The sequence below is a fragment of the Clostridium sp. CTA-1 genome (genome assembly GCF_054768215.1).
On sequence record NZ_BAAAAP010000022.1, the window covers coordinates 22,667 to 41,577 of the forward strand.

The window sequence follows — 18,911 nt, forward strand, 5'->3', positions numbered from 1 at the left end:
ATAATTTTCAAATTAATAAGAGCTTCTAATTTGTTTTTCATTAAAATATATTATTATAAAATAAAACTAAGTCTGTCTTAATAATAATTTTATATAATATATAAAAAAAACAAATAAGAAGCTCTAAATTTTTATAAATTTATAAGCATTTACTATATTTTAATATAATCATTTAAATATAATTTTTATATTGAAATAATTTTCTTTAATTCTTCAAGCTTATCTTTACTCAAAGGACTTACATTTTTAAGTTTATATTCTATTCCCATATTTTCATATTTATTTACACCTAATGTGTGATAGGGTAATAGTTCAATCTTTTCTATGTTGTTAAAAGTATTTATATAATCTTTAAATTTATATATATGTTCTACAGTATCATTTATTCCTGGAACAACTACATGTCTTATCCATAATTTTTTATTAAGTTTATTTAGAACATGCTTAAATTTATTGAATTCTTCCATTCCTTTCCCACAGATATTAATATATTTTTCTTCCTCTATATGCTTAATATCTAATATAACTAAATCTACATATTGAAGTATTTCTTCATAATTTCCTTTTCCTACTCCTGATGTATCTAGTGCTGTATGAATACCTTGATTTTTAGATTTTTTTAAAATTTCTAAAAGAAATTCAGGTTGCATTAAAGGTTCTCCTCCTGAACAAGTTATTCCTCCAACTTGCTTAAAATATGGCTTATATCTTAATACTTTTTTTAATATTTCATCACTACTAATCTCTATACCCGCATTTAAGTCCCATGTGTCTGGATTATGACAATAAATACATCTTAATTGACAGCCTTGAAAAAATACTACTACTCTAATACCTGGACCATCTACAAGTCCCATAGTTTCTATTGAATGAATTTTACCCATATTAAATCTCCTTATGAAGTAATTATAATACTCAGATGAAGAACATTGCTCTCCACCTGAGTATTAAAAACTTATCTAGGGCTATAGTATCCCTTATATACAGTATAACACCCTATAAATATATATCTCCTAAAAAGACTGGTAATAATAGTCCTAATATCCATAATACAAAAATAATTTACATATCCTTATGGAAAGTTCTGCTTATAACTTCTAATTGTTGTGCTTTAGTCAATCTATTAAAATGAACTGCATAGCCTGATACTCTTATAGTAAGCGATGGATATTTTTCTGGATGTTCCATTGCATCTATCAATAACTCTCTATTTAACACATTAACATTTAAGTGATGAGCATTTTGTACAAAATATCCATCTAATATAGATACTAAATTATTTATTCTTTCTTCTTCACTTTTACCCAATGCATCTGGAACTATAGAAAATGTATTTGATACTCCATCTTCACAAATATTTTTGTAAGGTATTTTAGCTACAGAATTTAATGATGCTAAAGCACCATTTTTATCTCTTCCATGCATAGGGTTGGCTCCTGGAGCAAAGGCTTCTCCTGCTTTTCTTCCATCTGGTGTTGAACCTGTTTTCTTGCCATACACCACATTAGAAGTTATTGTTAAAACTGAAAGTGTATGTTTTGCATCTCTATAAGTTTTATTTTTCTTTAATTCATTAATAAATTTATTAACTATCTCCACTGCTATTTCATCAACTCTATCATCATCATTACCGTACTTAGGGAAATCCCCTTCTATTTCAAAATCTACAGCAATACCATTTTCTCTTACTGGTTTCACTTTTGCATATTTTATAGCACTTAATGAATCCGCTACAACAGACAATCCAGCTACCCCAAAGGCCATAAGTCTTTCTACTTCTGTATCATGAAGTGCCATAAGTCCAGCTTCATAAGCATATTTATCATGCATATAATGTATTATATTCATAGTATTTACATACAAATCTGCTATATATTCTAATACTTTGAAATAATTTTCCTTAACTTTTTCATAGTCTAATACGGAATCTTCTATTGCATCTATATTATCTATTACTTTAATATTTTTCTTTTCATCTACTCCACCATTTATAGAATACAATAAAGCTTTAGCCAAATTGCACCTTGCACCAAAAAATTGCATCTGTTTTCCTAAAGTCATAGCAGATACACAACAAGCTATACCATAATCATCTCCATATATATATCTCATTAAATCATCATTTTCATATTGAATAGAATCCGTCTTTATAGACATATCCGCACAAAATTTTTTAAAGTTTTCTGGTAAGTTTTGTGACCATAATACTGTCATATTAGGCTCTGGTGCCGGTCCTAAATTATTTAAAGTATTTAAAAATCTATAGGATGTTTTAGTGACTAAAGTTTCACCATTTAACCCCATTCCTCCTATAGCTTCTGTAATCCAATTAGGGTCTCCCGCAAAAAGATCATTATACTCTGGTGTTCTAAGATGTCTTACTAATCTTAGTTTTATAACAAATTGATCTATAATTTCTTGTGCTTTTTCTTCTGTTAATATTCCCTGGTTTAAATCTCTTTCTATATATATATCTATAAATGAACTTACTCTTCCTAAAGACATAGCAGCCCCATTATTTTCTTTAACTCCTGCTAAATAGCCAAAATATAAAAATTGCACTGCTTCTTCTGCATTTTTAGCTGGTTTGCTTATATCTATTCCATATTTTAGTGCCATTTCTTTCATAGCTATTAAAGCTCTTATTTGCTCGCTTATCTCTTCTCTTTTTCTTATAGTAGTTTCATTCATTTCCCCTTTAACAGCTTTTAAATCTTCTTCTTTATTTTTTATTAAATAATCTACTCCATATAATGGTATTCTTCTATAATCACCTATTATTCTTCCTCTTCCATAGGCATCTGGAAGTCCTGTTAATAATCCTGCACTTCTAGCTTTTCTCATCTCTTCAGTATAAGCATCGAAAACACCATCATTATGAGTTTTTCTATATTTAGTAAATATGTCTTTTATTTCTGGTTTTAACTTATAATCATAGGCTTCTAAAGCTTGTTTTACCATTCTTATACCACCAAAAGGATTTATAATTCTTTTTAGTGGTTTATCTGTTTGAAGACCTACTATGGTTTCATTTTCCTTGTCTATATATCCTGCATTAAAAGCATTTATAGCAGAAATATTATCTAGATCTACACCTAATATTCCTTTTTTTATTTCTTCCGCTATTAATGTTTCGCATTGTTCCCAAAGATCTTTTGTTTTTTTAGTAGGATCTTTTAAAAAAGTATGATCTCCATAATAAGGAGTATAATTATCTTGTATAAACTCTCTTACATTTATATTATTTTCCCATAAACCTTCATTAAATTTTTCCCATGAATCATAAAACATAGTAAACCTCCTAAAACTTAATATATTTAAAAACCGCTTAGAGCCTATATTACCTAAGAGATTCAGGTATTAACTTTAATTTATAAATCAAATTCTACATCTATCAGCTCTATGCTTTTTTAATTAATTTCATTTTATATCATTTGATAATCTTTGTCAATTACAAATCTTTCTCTCTATTTTATACATATCCTTGCATTATGTCTATATTTTTTTCCATAAACCTTTATTAAAATTTCCCCATGAACTAAAAAACATAATCCCCCTCCTCAATCCTTATATTTGTATTTTAAAGATAAAAAAACCCCCTGGACTTTTTGTTGCCCAGGCGGTCGACATTCTAACTTAAATTTCTAAATCATACTCCCTGTGGTTAAATCCACCTCCGCCAGTCATATGATTTATTCTAAAATTTAATTTTATTTTATATCATTACGAACATTCTGTCAATATAAAATAATTTTATTCATACTATCCCTTTTTATGAAATTTATTACACATTATATATCTTATTTATATATCCCCTCTAATATTTTTTTTGCTAACTCTTCCTCATTTAAAGCTTCATCAACTTCTATCTGTATGTTTTGACTTAATCCCTTAGCATTACCTTTAGTGTATACAATCTCTCCTGTATTATCATCTATTTTTCTTACTATCATAGCCTTATCACCTGGAGCAACTTTAACTGCCCCACCTTTGCGTAGTTCCACCACAAAACTATTTGTAAATTCTATCTCTTGCCCTATTTTATACTTCATAAACTTTCCTTCTTTCTAAATATTTTAAACTTTGTAAAATAAATTTGTATATTTATAGAAATGTTAACTTATCTAATAAATACTTCTAAACTTATTTTATATATAAACTAAAAAAAATAAAATTAGGTTCTCTAATTTTATTTACGAGAAGTAAAAGCAAATCTATATAAATCTCATAAAATAAATTAGAAAACCTAATCTTTAAAACTTCTTATATTTTAACTTACTGTTTCTTCAGCTGTACCTTTTCCATTATAAGATACTGTAGCTAGTAATTCTTCTGGATCTGTATATAATTTTATATCTTCATCTAATTTTATATCTGATACTTTTATATTATCTCCTGGCTGATTTTCTCCAACATTTACTACTATTATTTCTGGAAGTATCCCTACTTTCCCAGCTACCTCTATATATGGAGTAAATTCCTCTAGTAAAAATCCTTTATGTTCTAATTGTTCTTTTCCTTCAAATTTTACTGGTATACTATTTTTTATAACTTCATCATGTGAAACAGCTTGCATATCTATATTAAGTATTTCACCTGTTGTTGGTTCCTTTTGTATTTCCTTAATTAATACATACTCTTTTTTATCTCCAATATTAAGCCATAATCTTGAATTGATACCAGCTTTATTTAAATATCTTAAAAGGCTAGGGACTTCAAATTTAACCTTTATAGCTTCTTTCATTTCTGCTCCATAAATTATTCCTGGTGCAAATCCTTCTTTTCTGCATTTTTTACCACTTTTTTCTCTTATTATAGCAGTCATTGAAGTATTACTCATATAAAACTCCTCCTATCCCATTGCAAAAATCATAGTAATTATATTTTTGTTAGATTATAATCGTTATATATAAGTATAATTTACATTTAAATTACTTCAATATAAACTCCCAAACATTTACTGTTTATTCATATATTAGTAACACTTCATTTATAATGTATATAGTTATTCTATAATATCATTCAGTTTTATAAGAACTTCTCTATATCCTTCCTTTATTATATTATTATCTATTAAGTTATCATAATTACATTTTTCTATGTCTATCTCTAATATTTTTTTATAATTACTACCATATACTTTTTTTAATAATATTTCATAATCCATCAATATATTAAGCCAACTATTTTTATTACTATAATCTATTTTTTTTACATCATAATTTATTTTATCTATTATTCCATATAATTGATTTATATAGCTTATTTCTCTTAAAGTAAATTTTTTAGTTAATACAGCTATATCTTTATAATAGTTTCTATTTATAGAAATACAAACAGGATAATACTCTTCTTTATTTTGTTTAATCTTTTTTATAGTTCTTATTCCCTCAAAAATTGCTGTACATATATCTAGCCTTACAGTTCTTCCACTTTCCTTAAATTTATCTTTATAATATATTTTATCTATTTTTTTATGTTCTTCTAATATATGCTTTTGTATTTCTTCATTCTTAGTAATAGTTTTTCTATTAATGCAAGAACTCCATATTCCACCTATTATAGACCCTATTATTATAGCTGTAGCTGAAATAGCAGTTCCTATTAAAGCTTTAGGCATAACAATACATCCTTTCTATTAAATTTTCAATCTGAAAATTATTAATTGAAATAATTATATTTTTATAAAAATGTTAATATTACGTTAATAACTATGATAAACTGTTGTTATGTCATCTTAATGTATAATTTGATTAATTGTAATGTTTATTTGACAATAATCATTTTTGACAAATAATTTTTTTTATTATATAATTAATTATATTTAGAGTAAAGGATGGTGAATATGGATACAATCGCAAGTATTTTCAGAGAAAAAAATCTAAAATTAACACCTCAGCGTATAGCTGTCTACAAGTATCTTAAATCTACTAAAGAACATCCTTCCGCTGAAACTATATATAAAGCTTTACAACCAGACTATCCTACTATGAGTTTAGCTACAGTTTATAAAGCTTTAAAAACCTTAGTAGAAGTAAATTTAGTTAAAGAGTTAAATGTAGGTGAAGGTAATTTTAGATACGATGCCAATACTCATTCACATCCACATATACAATGTGTTAACTGTGGAAGAGTAGATGATATAGAAGAAGTATCTTTTTCAAACTTAAATGATGAAATAAAAAATTTCACAAAATATAACGTTTTGTATAATCGTGTTTACTTTTATGGTATATGTGAATGTTGCAGCAATAAATCAGATTCAGAAAATTAGTAATTAATAAGCACTTAAATTTATCTAATTTAAGTGCTTATTATATTGCTACTTTAATTAGTAATATTTTATTTTAAATTATCTTCTACAATTTTATTCCACTCTTTTCCTGTATACTCATTGTTTAATATCTTATCAATAGAAGCTGAAATGCTAGACTTAAAAGTATTTGGTAAATTATATAATATCAATATACTATTTTCATTTAAATTACTTAATTTCTCTACAGTAGTTTTATTCAGTTTAGTAAGCTCTCCTTCTTTTTCTTTATTAATTTTCTTATTTCCTGTTACAAAACCCTTTTTCAATAAATATTTTTGAGTTTCTTCACTAAAAGTAAAATCTATAAAATTATTTGCTTCCTCTGAATTTTTAGCTTTTAATGGCAAACACATTATAGAATTTATAATTACAGGTTCTGTGTTATTTAATTTATCTACATTATACAATTGTTTAACAGATTTTATATTAGGATTTTTTATTTGATTATTATAATAAGAAGTACTTACTATAATGGGAATATCTCCATTATTAAATTTTTCTAATGTAACTTCCTTGCCTTCCTCAAAAGAATTCTCATCTAAGGTATTATCTTTAACCATATTATTTATAATATTGAAAGGTTCCTGCATATTTTTTAAATTCTGGTATTCTTTCTTTTCTTTATTATAAATATTTTCTAATTCCATAGAATTTGTTATATTATTTGATATTATTGAAAACATAACTGAATTTATATCTAAATCATTTGTTAACATAACAGGTACTTTAGTTGATGAAGTTTTTAACTTTTTCATAACATTTTTTATATCATTTATATTTTTAGGTTCCTCTATTTTTAGTTTATCTAAAGCCTCAGTGTTATATAAAACTTCTATAGTATAAGGTATAATAGGTAATCCATAATATTTATCTTTAAATCTACCATAGCTATTAAAAACATTATAATAATCTTTAGTAATATCATTTTTTTCATAACTTGTTTCCATGTTATCCAAAAGACCCTTTTGGGATAGCTTTATCATTTCATTTCTTGATACAAATATTAAGTCAGGAGATTTTTCCTTTTTTAATTCTTCTTCCACATTACTACCTAATGCATTATTTATATTTATTTTTACATCTTCATTAGATTTTTTATATTCTTCCATAATAATTTTTAATATATTTAAAGAATTTTCATCTTTAATATCTATATACATATTTAACTCTTTATTATTGGTTTTATTTTCTTTTTTACAAGAAACAAAAGTTATTGGCAATATTAATATAAGAATGAAACATATTATTTTTTTAAATTTCAACAACACTTCACCTCCATCGGAAGTATATTCTTCTATTTTTATTTTGTACAAATTAATTAAATATATAATAGCTTCATATAATTAATTAGAGGTGAATTATATGAAAATGAGGGTATTTTTCCTAAAAAGAAAATCTATTTATTATTTCTTGCTTTTAAGCTTAATCTTAATAACTTTATTAACCACTATTAAGTATAAAAATACTTCTGCTTTTAACTTACTAAAATCCAATAAAACTATAAGAAAAGATTTAACTGGTGATGGAAATGAGGATAGTATAAATATTACTAGTAAAGATAACAAATATTCTATAACTATAAAATCTCAAAATAAAAACTACACATTAAAAAACAATGAAAACAAAAAATTTATAGGAGATCATAATAAATTTTGGCCTATTAGTATTAATTTTGAAGATATTTCCAGAGATAAAATTCCTGAAATATTTATACAATGTTCTCAATATAAAATGCCTGTACAATATATTTTTACATGGCAAAATAATGAATTTAAAAAACTATATTCATCTAATAACAATATTATTGGATTAATGGATTATAATAATAATAAAACTCCCAAAATTATATCTGGCAATCTTAAAAATGGCAAAATAGTTTTTGATTCATTTATGTTTATGGAAGACAATCTTCAAAGATTTGACTATAACTTTAATGAGGATTTTATGGGAAGCAATACTATTATAGAATTTATAAATTATATTCAAAGTCTTCCTATATCTGAAGAAAATAGACCTGAAAATATACTTATAAATAGCATAAGTGGCAAAGACACATCTGTTATAGGCAATCTTGTAAAAGAAAATAACATATACACTTTTCAAGATGCCAATTTTAAGGATATAAAAAATAATAGAGATGGAGAAATTAGTGAAATAAAATGGTCTTTAAATTTTAAAGGTATGTCAAAACAAGACAATAATTTAATAAAAAATTATAACATAGATGTTCTATTAAAGTTAGTGGATAATCCTGATGATAATTATAGATTTAAGATTTATTCCATTATTTTAAATTAAAAACAAAAAGGGACCGTTTTACGGTCCCAAGGGGGATGGGGGGTTGTTGCATCAAATATATAAATTTTATATATTTGATGCATTAGGGAGATTATCTCGCCTAACTACATTTATATAATTGCCAATTTAAATAAAATTATTCAAATTTATTAAAACTTTATTAATTATATATATTATTTAATTCAGATATCTCCTCTATCAGCTGGAACTTTAATTCTTTAGGCTCTAAAACCTGTACATCTTTTCCGAACCCTAAAATCCATCTCTTTATTTCCTGTAAATTTTCTACATATACTTTAAATAAAACTTCACCATTTTCAAGTTCCTCTATTTCTTCATTTATATACCATTTATTCCCTTTTATGAAATCTGCCCTATTTTTACTAAACTTTAGTTCAACTTTCACCTTATTGTGTATAAATATACTTTTATATTTTTCTAAAAAACTATTTATTGAAAAACTTTTAGAAATAACAAAAGTATCCTTTGTATCCTTTATATCTTTAATTCTGTTTATATCAAATATTTCTATGTATTTATTGAAATGACAATATCCTACAATATACCATTTCCCATATTTAAACATAATATCATAGGGATCTATTTTTCTAAAAGTAATTTCGTTCTTATTTATACTAAAATAACTTATATTTATAGATTTATTGTTCATTATAGAATTACATATTTTAAATATTTTATCCTGTGAAATTTTATTATTTCCTATACTGTTTATCCTAAAATCATTAAAATTATATATATTATCTAATTCTATATCCTTACTACTTAAATTATTTTTTATCTTTCCTAAAGCTGTTTTATATTCTTTTTCATAAATAAAGCCATTTTCTTCTGTTAAAATTTCCCCTGCCATTAACAATGCTTTTATTTCATTTTCATTTAACTCAGGACTTTTCATATAAAAATTTTTATCTATATAAAAACCTCCATATCTTCCTTTTTTAGCGTATATAGGTATATTGGCTAAATTTAAACTATTTATATATCTATATATTGTTTTTTTATCCACCATTAAAAAATCTGAAAGTTCCCCAGCTGTTACAAATTCTTTATATTGAAGTATAATTAATAATTGTAATATATGAGAAATTTTTGACATATTATCACCTCTTTTCTATTCTTTAGTTATATCGTTATATTTATAATATTTTTTAGTTTTACCAAATAATATCTTTAAATTAATTACATATAATAAACATATTTTATTATAAACATACAATTTATAATGATTAATTTTTTAAATAATTATATTCCTATAATTATTATGCTAAAAAAATAGAAAGAACTTTAAGTCTTTCTATAAAAAGCACTATTTATTTTTTCATCAATCTACTGACATAATATATCTGTATTAATTTATCTACGAGGTCTTTCTTATCTGGATTAACCATAGGTCTTAACATATTTAAAAATTGTAATGTATAATCATTTTGCATTTGATTAAGGTTCATATTATTCATATTATTATTCATATTGTTATTCATATTGTTATTCATGTTATTAAATACATTATTATTATCATATTTTTCATCATCATAGTCATCATCGTAATCATCATCATTACTATTATTATTTCCTTTATTTAATGATGCCATTATATTAGACAACTGATTCATATCTATATTATTTAACATATTTTGTATATTATTCATATCTAAGTTATTTCCATTTCTATTGTCATATTTATGTTTATGCTTTTTTTTATGCTTAGACATTAAATACCTCCATTTAAATTAATGGTAAGGAGGGTTAATAAACCCTCCTTGCTTAAGTTATTAGCAGCACAATGAAAAGTCTCCACAACAGCTTAAGAAGAATAATACTATTATAAATAATATACTATTATCTATTTCACAGCACCCTCTTCTGCTTATGTGATGGTCATCATGACCTCTTGTGCAGCATCCAAATTGTAGTAATATTAATATTAATATTATTAGCCCATTACCTGAGCCTCTTCTTTCTCTGCATCTGCTTTTGCTTCTGCATTTGCATTTGCATTTACATCTTTTTGACATGCTAAACCCCCCTTTCCCGGGCTATGGCTTTTTGTATTTTATTTTTCTTCCTTAGCATTCTTCTTCCCTAGCATCTACATTGATTATATTACCAGATGATCTAGGTTCTCTTACTTCTCTTATTGTCGTACATGTTGACTGTCTACAACAACAACATAATATTAAGATTAAGATTATTATAAATGACCAGTCACAACAACAATTATCATCATCACAGCAATCACAACAATCTCTTCTCTTATGTCTTCTTCTTCTACAGCGGCATTCGCATTCACAACAGTTTCCAAAATTTCCAAAACCTCCAAAGCCACTTCCATTGCAACAGAACAATAGTATAAGCACTATAATAAAAATAAACGAACTGCCAAAACCAAATCCTAGTCCTGGTCCACAGCCTGGAATTTTGCAATCTTTATCATTTGTAACTCCATTTAATAAACCTGCTATGTCATTAAAATCCACTTTACATCCCCCCTTCAAAGGTTAGTTTATTATTTTTTAAACCTAGTTTCTTTATTATCTTTTGTTCTTAATATATAGTATTCTACTAATGTATTTTTGACACAAAACTATAATTGAAAAATTTTTAAAAATAAAAGCAATAAAATATCCATAAAATAGATATTTTATTGCTTTTATCCAATAAATAAACATATTATTAAATTTATAATAAACATATATTATTTTTAATGTTATAACTTAGTTAAAAATATCATAGCTGTATTAACAAGATTAAATACAAAATGATTAAATACAGCATACCAAAACCCTTCTTTATGTATTAAATAGCAATTAAATAAAGCTATAAATACTAGAGCAGGAAATACTTTTACATTAAAATGAACAATCCCAAAAAGTATGCTACTTATAATAGATGCTAATACTATACCTAATCTTTTATTTAATAACTTTTCAAATATATACCACCTAAAAACAAATTCTTCTGCCACTGGAGCAAATATAACAGTTACAGGTATAACTATTAAAAATTTATTTAAAGGCATATTAGAAAGCCAGGTAACCACATCCTGATCTTTTAAATCTAACTTTAATGAATTAAAAATGATATAAAATATAATCATTATTAGAATATATCCTAAATAGGATATTAGGGCATATTGTATACCCTTTATAAATGAAAAACTAGATATATTAAATTTAAACCTATGGTAATCATCATTGTATCTAAACTCATGTAATTCTTCAGACATTTCCTGCCGTTTTCTTAATTGAAATATATTCATCAGCGTTAATACAAATGGAAAAAGATTTTGTGTAAATAAAGATCCTATTATATAAACTATAAAAATAATAACACTTATAAATATATTATTTTTCTTTGGCTTTATTCTAAAAAATAATATTATAGGGGGCATCCATAGTATTATAAATGTAAGTATGCTTTTTATTAATTCCATTATATCTTCCCCCTAAATCTAATCTAGTAAACTAATATTTGTTCTAGAACTTCTTCTTTTCCTTCTTTATTTAATGAAGATATTAACAAAATCTTATCGTCTTTGTCCATCTTTAACGTATCTCGTATAATTTTTTTGTTTTTATTTATATCATTTCTTTTTAATTTGTCAAGTTTAGTTCCCACTACTAATACTTCATAATTATAATGTTTTATCCAGTTATACATATTTATGTCATCACTGGTTGGTTTATGCCTACTATCAACTAATAAAACTATTTTTTTTAGTTGATCTCTTTCTACAAGATACTGTTCCATTATATATCCCCAGTTTTCTTTTTCTTTTTTTGAAACTTTAGCATAGCCATAGCCAGGTAAATCTACAAAATACATATTCTCATTTATTAAGAAAAAATTTATTAATCTGGTCTTCCCCGGAGTAGAACTAACCTTTACTAGCTTTCTTCTATTAGTCAATGTATTTATAAGAGTAGACTTACCTACATTAGATCTTCCTACAAAAGCAATCTCTGGTCTACCATCCTCAGGATATTGAGCTTTTTTCACTGCTGATATTACAAATTCTGCTTTTTTTATTTCCATTTCCATATTTAATCTCTCCATTATTATTCTTTTATTAAAGCATTATCAAGAACCTTTTCTATTTTATCAGCTACAATAAAATCAATTTTACTTTTTACAGTTTTAGGAATATTTCTTAAATCTTTTTCATTAGCTTTAGGAATTATTATTGTATCTATTCCAGCCCTATATGCCGCTAATGACTTTTCTTTTAATCCACCAATAGGTAGCACTCTTCCTGTCAATGTAATTTCTCCTGTCATAGCTACATTATGTTTAACCTTTTTATCACCTAAAGCAGAAATTAATGCAGTTATCATAGTTACTCCCGCTGAAGGACCATCTTTTGGTACTGCTCCTTCTGGTACATGTATATGGATATCCTTATTTTTATAGAAATTAGTATCTATTCCATATTCACTAGCATTTGATCTTACATAACTATATCCTGCTTTCGCGGACTCTACCATAACTTCTCCTAATTTTCCTGTAAGTTGCAATTTGCCATTACCCTCCATGACGGTAACTTCTATAGGTAGGGTATCTCCACCATAAGCAGTCCAAGCTAATCCTGTTACTACACCAACTTTATCCTCTTTATCTGCTTTTTCATAGGAAAATACCTCTGGTCCTAAATATTTCTTAACATGGTTTACTGTAACGTTAGTTGTATCTTTATTTTTTTCGATCATTTCTGTTATAGACTTTCTTATAATAGAGGATATTTTTCTTTCTAACCCTCTAACTCCTGATTCACGAGTATAATTATCTATAATATAATATATAGAGGAGTTAGAAAAAGTAATTTTCCCATCTTCCATATTATGCTCTTTTAATTTTTTAGGAATAAGATGGTTTCTAGCTATATAAAACTTTTCTTCTGAAGTATATCCAGATACTTCTATAATCTCCATTCTGTCTAACAATGGCCCGGGTATTGTACTTAAAGTATTTGCAGTTGTTATAAACAACACTTTAGATAAATCAAAATCTAATTCTAAATAGTGATCTCTAAAAGTAGCATTTTGTTCTGCATCTAATACCTCTAATAATGCATCTGCTGGATCCCCTCTAAAATCATTACTCATTTTATCTATTTCATCAAGTAAAAATAATGGATTTCTAGATTTTGCTTGCTTCATACCATAGATTATTCTTCCTGGTATTGCTCCTACATAAGTTTTTCTATGGCCTCTTATTTCTGCTTCATCTCTTACTCCACCTAAAGACATTCTTACAAAATTCCTATTTAAAGAATGTGCTATAGACTTAGCTATAGATGTTTTTCCCACTCCTGGTGGTCCTACTAAACATAATATAGGTCCTTTTAGAGTTTTACTAACTTTTCTTACTGCTAAATATTCTATTATTCTATCTTTTACATCCTTTAATCCATAATGTTCTTTATCCAATATGTCTCTAGCTTTTTTTATATCTAGATTATCTTTAGTATCTTTATTCCATGGTAATGATAATATCCAGTCTAAATAAGTCCTAATAACTCCCCCCTCTGCAGAGAAATTACCAGAATTTTTTAGCCTATCTAATTCATATATAGCTTTTTCTTTTACCTCTTTAGGAAGTTTTGCTTTATTTATTTTCTCTTTATATAAATTTATTTCTTTTTTATCTTCCTCTTCTTCCCCTAGCTCTTCTTGTATAGCCTTTAATTGTTCCTTTAAATAATATTCCTTTTGTACTTTATCTATTTTGTTCTTTACTTTAATTCCTATTTTTCTTTCAATTTTTAGTATTTCTATCTCTTCATTTATAATGATTAATATTTTTTCTAATCTCTCTTTAGAATCAATAATTCCTATGAGATCTTGTTTTTCTTCTTGATTTATATTTATGTATGAACCTATAACATCTGCTATTTTACCTGGTTCTTCTAAATCTTCTACTCCTACAGTTAAATCTGAAGATGAATCACCTGAAAGCTTAATATACTCATCAAAATTAGTTTTTACTAATCGTATAAGAGCATCTACTTCCTTATCATCTTCATATTGATTATCTTCTATCTCTTCTATCTCCACTTTTAAAAATGGTTCTTCTTCTAAATAATTAACTATTCTACCTCTAGTTTTTCCTTCCACTAAAACTCTAACTGTATCTCCTGGCAATTTTAGTATTTGTTTTATTTCACATATAGTTCCTACATCATATATGTCTTCTACAATTGGTTCTTCTGTTTCAGCCTCTTTTTGAGCAGATAAAAATATTTTTTGTTCATTTTCCATAGCTTCTTCTAAAGCTAAAATAGATTTTTCTCTACCTACATCAAAATGTAAAATCATATACGGAAATATAATTATTCCTCTCAATGGAATTAAAGGAAGAACTTCTAAGTTTTCTTTCATATATCTCCCTCGCTTTGATAAATTTAGCTTTATATATAGCTAGACTAATATATTATACCTATAAAAATACTTTTTTTCAAATAGTTATTATAAGGTTATTTATTATTTTTTTAAAATTATACTTAACTATATGAATTTTATTTAGTCATAGATTCTGCTGATAAAAATTCTACACTCTTATCTATATTTAAAAATAATTTATCCTCTTCTCCAACACAAACAGCTTCTTTTATTACTGTTTTTATATTTGAAGCAGGTATTACTTTTACCTTATCTAATTTTTCAAATTTATCCTGCCAATTTTCCTTAGGTATTATAATTTTTTTGGCTCCAGCTTTAATAGCAGCCTCTACTTTAGAACTTACTCCCCCTACAGGTTTTACTTCCCCATGAATAGATATCTCTCCAGTCATAGCTACGGTGTTATCTACAGGTTTACCTGTAATAGCACTATACACTGCTGTAGCTATACTTATCCCCGCCGATGGCCCATCTACAGGTATACCACCTGGAAAATTTATATGTATATCACATTCATCACACTCTAAATCAAATATTTGCTTCATTATAGTAATAACATTTTGGACAGAACACCATGCAGTACTTTTTCTAATTGCTTTTTTATTAGAACTATTAATTTCTTCCTCTTCAACTAACCCAGTTATAGATAAATTTCCTTTTCTAAAGTTTATTCTCTTAGCGGTTGCTTCTATCTCCATAACCATGCCCATATTAGCTCCATACACTGCTAATCCATTTACATATCCAACTTTAGGTTCTAATGGTATCTTCTTTTGTATTCTTGGAGAATATTGACCATTTTCTATAACCCATTCTACATCCTGTATTAATATCTTATTTCTATTACTATTTATTGATAAACCTGCAGATAATTGCACTAAATTTATAGTATCTCTACCATTATTACAATATTTAGATATTAATTCACAAGCCTCTTCTTCTATAGTAAAATTTAATTTTTTAATGGCATTCATAGCTATCTTCTTTATTTCTTCTGGTAATAAAGCCCTAAAAAATACTTCTACACATCTAGATCTTAAGGCTGGAGTTATTTCTTCTGGACTTCTTGTGGTAGCCCCTATTAATCTAAAATCCGCTGGCAAACCGTTTTCAAATATATCTTTTATATAACTTGGTATATTATTATCTGAAGAATTATAATAAGCACTATCTAAAAAAACTTTTCTGTCCTCTAAAACTTTTAACAATTTATTCATTTCACTAGGATGAAGCTCTCCTATTTCGTCTATAAATAATATTCCTCCATGAGCCTTAGTTACTGCTCCTGCCTTTGGTTGAGGCACTCCTGCCAGACCTAATGCTCCTGCTCCTTGATAAATAGGATCATGAACTGAACCTATTAAAGGATCTGCTATTCCTCTTTCATCTGATCTCACTGTAGTAGCATCTATCTCCATGAATTTAGATTGTTGATTAAATGGAGAATATTCTTTTTTCTTTGCATCTTCTAAAATTAATCTAGCTGCTGCTGTTTTTCCTGTTCCTGGAGGTCCATATATTATTACATGCTGTGGATTAGGACTACATATAGCAGCTTTTAATGCTTTTATTCCATTTTCTTGACCTATTATTTCATCAAAAGATGAAGGCCTACTTTTTTCTGTTAAAGGTTCTGTTAATTTTATGCTTCTCAACTTTTTTAATGTGTCTATTTCTTTCTTATTTTCTTTGTCAATTACCACCTTATTAGATTTTTGACTCTTTAATGCATTCATAAAATATAATCCCATAATAACTGTAAAAAATATTTCTATTAATATTAATGTTTGCGTCATATCCAAAACCCCTTTAATACTTTTTTTATTATTATGTTCTTTTTCCATCTTATATATTCAAAAATAGTATCTTATTCGTTCCATGTAATAATAAAAAAATAACACCAAGATAAAATCTTGGTGTTATTTTTATGCTGTTTCAGAATCTTTTCTCTTCTTACCTTTTTTAGGTTTGATAGGTAATCTTTTACCACCTTCAGCCTCTATAAGCTCTGGTTTTCTAGTTTTTATACAATCTTCATTTACTATTACCTTACTTATATTTTCTTGAGATGGTATATCAAACATAATTTCTCTCATCATGTCTTCTATTATAGCTCTAAGCCCTCTAGCTCCAGTATTTCTATTTATTGCTTCATCAGCAATTCCCTTTAATGCCTCTTGGTTAAATTCTAATTCTACATCATCTAGTTCAAACAATTTCTTATATTGTTTTACAAGAGCATTTTTAGGTTCAGTTAATATTTTTATTAGAGCTTCTCTATCTAATTTATCTAAAGTAACCACTATAGGCAATCTTCCAATAAATTCAGGTATTAAACCAAATTTTAATAAGTCTCCTGGCATAATATCTTTTAAAAGCTTACCTAAATCTTTTTCTTTCTTAGATTGAATTTCAGCTCCAAATCCTAAAGAACTAGTTCTTGTTCTTCTTTCTATTATCTTATCTACACCATCAAAAGCTCCACCACAAATAAATAATATATTTGTAGTATTTATTTGTATAAACTCTTGATGTGGATGCTTTCTTCCACCCTGTGGCGGAACAGCTGCTACAGTACCCTCAAGAATTTTTAATAATGCTTGTTGTACTCCTTCACCTGATACATCTCTAGTAATAGAAGGATTTTCTGATTTTCTTGCTATTTTATCTATTTCGTCTATATACACTATTCCTTTTTCTGCTCTTTCTATATCATAATCAGCATTTTGGATAAGTTTTAAAAGAATATTTTCTACATCTTCTCCTACATAACCAGCTTCTGTAAGTGTTGTAGCATCTGCTATAGCAAAAGGTACATTTAAAAACTTAGCTAATGTTTGTGCTAATAATGTTTTTCCTGAACCTGTAGGTCCTAAAAGAAGAATATTACTCTTTTGAAGTTCTACATCATCATTATTTGTATTTGAATTTATTCTTTTGTAATGATTATACACAGCCACAGATAATGATTTTTTAGCATCTTCTTGACCTATAACATATTGATCAAGATAAGTCTTTATCTCTGTAGGTTTTGGTAATGATGTTAAATCCACTTGTATATCATCTTCAAACTCATCACTTATTATTTCAGAACAAAGTTCTATGCATTCATCGCATATATATACCCCTGGGCCTGCTATCAGTCGTCTTACTTGATCCTGTGTTTTGCCACAGAATGAACATTTCAACTGTTTTTTTTCATCTAATTTAGACATTCCTACACCTCACTAAAGGTTATTTCTTTTTATCAATAACTTCATCAATTAAACCATATTCTTTAGCTTCTTCTGCACTTAAGAAATGATCTCTTTCTGTGTCAAGCTCTACTTGTTCTAATGGTTTTCCTGTTCTATCACTTAGTATAGTATTTAATTTTTTCTTCATTTTTAGAATTCTTTCAGCATGTATTCCTATATCTGTTGCTTGACCTCTAAATCCACCTAGTGGTTGATGTATCATAACTTCACTATTAGGCAATGCATATCTTTTTCCCTTTGCACCAGCTGCAAGTAAAAATGCGCCCATAGATGCTGCCATTCCTACACATATAGTAGAAACATCTGGTTTTATATATTGCATTGTATCATATATTGCCATTCCAGAAGTTATAGAGCCTCCCGGACTATTAATATATAGATATATATCTTTATCTGGATCCTCTGCTTCTAAAAATAATAGCTGTGCCACTATTAAACTAGCGGTTGTGTCGTTAACCTCTTCACTTAGCATTATTATTCTGTCCTTCAACAACCTAGAATAAATATCGTAAGATCTTTCCCCTCTATTAGTTTGTTCTACAACTACAGGTACTAAACTCATATATATCTCCTCCTTTATAAAAATAAGATACTAATGATACCTATGTGATATTTATAATT

18 protein-coding genes and 1 riboswitch are annotated in these 18,911 nt (G+C 26.6%); of the genes, 2 read left to right on the forward strand and 16 right to left on the reverse strand.

The features are described from left to right. Positions 1-185 precede the first annotated feature (185 nt). The 5 genes from pflA to ACYUEW_RS15100 all read right to left on the reverse strand — a co-directional run bounded on the left by pflA (position 186) and on the right by ACYUEW_RS15100 (position 5,620). Entirely contained in the window at positions 186-884 is a 699-nt protein-coding gene (gene pflA, locus ACYUEW_RS15080; RefSeq protein ID WP_003483404.1) for a pyruvate formate-lyase-activating protein, read from the reverse strand. 178 nt (positions 885-1,062) lie between these two features. Then, the gene (gene pflB / locus ACYUEW_RS15085; protein ID WP_085333945.1) at positions 1,063-3,291 is read right to left on the reverse strand and encodes a formate C-acetyltransferase; all 2,229 of its coding nucleotides are present in this window, start codon (positions 3,289-3,291) and stop codon (positions 1,063-1,065) included. Positions 3,292-3,606: 315 nt separating this feature from the next. Continuing rightward, positions 3,607-3,697: riboswitch (ZMP/ZTP riboswitch) on the reverse strand. Between the two features lie 103 nt (positions 3,698-3,800). Next, complete coding sequence (locus ACYUEW_RS15090) at positions 3,801-4,052, reverse strand: hypothetical protein (RefSeq protein ID WP_003483400.1); 252 nt, start codon at positions 4,050-4,052, stop codon at positions 3,801-3,803. Between the two features lie 218 nt (positions 4,053-4,270). Further along, positions 4,271-4,840, reverse strand: coding sequence for a 50S ribosomal protein L25 (locus ACYUEW_RS15095; protein WP_003483398.1), 570 nt, complete (start codon positions 4,838-4,840; stop codon positions 4,271-4,273). Between the two features lie 165 nt (positions 4,841-5,005). Beyond that, a complete protein-coding gene (locus ACYUEW_RS15100) occupies positions 5,006-5,620 on the reverse strand; it encodes a hypothetical protein (protein ID WP_003483395.1) in 615 nt (204 codons plus the stop codon). Positions 5,621-5,845: 225 nt separating this feature from the next. On the opposite strand from ACYUEW_RS15100, the gene perR reads away from it, so the two are divergent. Continuing rightward, entirely contained in the window at positions 5,846-6,274 is a 429-nt protein-coding gene (gene perR / locus ACYUEW_RS15105; RefSeq protein ID WP_003490580.1) for a transcriptional regulator PerR, read from the forward strand. 68 nt (positions 6,275-6,342) lie between these two features. Here perR and ACYUEW_RS15110 read toward each other — a convergent pair whose 3' ends face one another. Next, on the reverse strand, positions 6,343-7,578 hold the full coding sequence (locus tag ACYUEW_RS15110; protein ID WP_042384255.1) for an ABC transporter substrate-binding protein: 1,236 nt from the start codon (positions 7,576-7,578) through the stop codon (positions 6,343-6,345). A 100-nt stretch (positions 7,579-7,678) separates the two neighbouring features. On the opposite strand from ACYUEW_RS15110, the gene ACYUEW_RS15115 reads away from it, so the two are divergent. Continuing rightward, positions 7,679-8,614 (forward strand): hypothetical protein, encoded by a 936-nt coding sequence (locus ACYUEW_RS15115; protein WP_265204003.1) that lies wholly within the window; start codon positions 7,679-7,681, stop codon positions 8,612-8,614. Positions 8,615-8,774: 160 nt separating this feature from the next. Here the strand turns inward: ACYUEW_RS15115 and ACYUEW_RS15120 are convergent, their stop codons facing one another. The 10 genes from ACYUEW_RS15120 to clpP all read right to left on the reverse strand — a co-directional run bounded on the left by ACYUEW_RS15120 (position 8,775) and on the right by clpP (position 18,852). Next, positions 8,775-9,731 (reverse strand): helix-turn-helix transcriptional regulator, encoded by a 957-nt coding sequence (locus ACYUEW_RS15120; protein WP_003483387.1) that lies wholly within the window; start codon positions 9,729-9,731, stop codon positions 8,775-8,777. A gap of 214 nt (positions 9,732-9,945) precedes the next feature. Continuing rightward, complete coding sequence (locus ACYUEW_RS15125) at positions 9,946-10,347, reverse strand: hypothetical protein (protein ID WP_265204001.1); 402 nt, start codon at positions 10,345-10,347, stop codon at positions 9,946-9,948. Positions 10,348-10,407: 60 nt separating this feature from the next. Continuing rightward, positions 10,408-10,650 carry a hypothetical protein gene (locus ACYUEW_RS15130; protein ID WP_042384252.1) on the reverse strand — a complete coding sequence of 81 codons (243 nt, stop codon included), beginning with the start codon at positions 10,648-10,650 and terminating at the stop codon, positions 10,408-10,410. A gap of 51 nt (positions 10,651-10,701) precedes the next feature. After that, entirely contained in the window at positions 10,702-11,112 is a 411-nt protein-coding gene (locus ACYUEW_RS15135; RefSeq protein WP_061328319.1) for a hypothetical protein, read from the reverse strand. Positions 11,113-11,342: 230 nt separating this feature from the next. Continuing rightward, positions 11,343-12,068, reverse strand: a complete 726-nt coding sequence (locus ACYUEW_RS15140) for a CPBP family intramembrane glutamic endopeptidase (protein WP_003483382.1) — start codon at positions 12,066-12,068, stop codon at positions 11,343-11,345. Between the two features lie 23 nt (positions 12,069-12,091). Further along, complete coding sequence (gene yihA, locus ACYUEW_RS15145) at positions 12,092-12,676, reverse strand: ribosome biogenesis GTP-binding protein YihA/YsxC (protein ID WP_080333660.1); 585 nt, start codon at positions 12,674-12,676, stop codon at positions 12,092-12,094. 17 nt (positions 12,677-12,693) lie between these two features. Then, the gene (gene lon / locus ACYUEW_RS15150; protein ID WP_003483378.1) at positions 12,694-15,012 is read right to left on the reverse strand and encodes an endopeptidase La; all 2,319 of its coding nucleotides are present in this window, start codon (positions 15,010-15,012) and stop codon (positions 12,694-12,696) included. A 137-nt stretch (positions 15,013-15,149) separates the two neighbouring features. Beyond that, a complete protein-coding gene (gene lonB / locus ACYUEW_RS15155) occupies positions 15,150-16,829 on the reverse strand; it encodes an ATP-dependent protease LonB (protein ID WP_042384248.1) in 1,680 nt (559 codons plus the stop codon). Between the two features lie 129 nt (positions 16,830-16,958). Further along, complete coding sequence (gene clpX, locus ACYUEW_RS15160; protein WP_003483374.1) at positions 16,959-18,248, reverse strand: ATP-dependent Clp protease ATP-binding subunit ClpX; 1,290 nt, start codon at positions 18,246-18,248, stop codon at positions 16,959-16,961. A gap of 19 nt (positions 18,249-18,267) precedes the next feature. Next, positions 18,268-18,852: an ATP-dependent Clp endopeptidase proteolytic subunit ClpP gene (gene clpP, locus ACYUEW_RS15165; RefSeq protein WP_003483372.1), complete on the reverse strand. Its 585-nt coding sequence runs from the start codon at positions 18,850-18,852 to the stop codon at positions 18,268-18,270. Between the last annotated feature and the right edge of the window lie 59 nt (positions 18,853-18,911).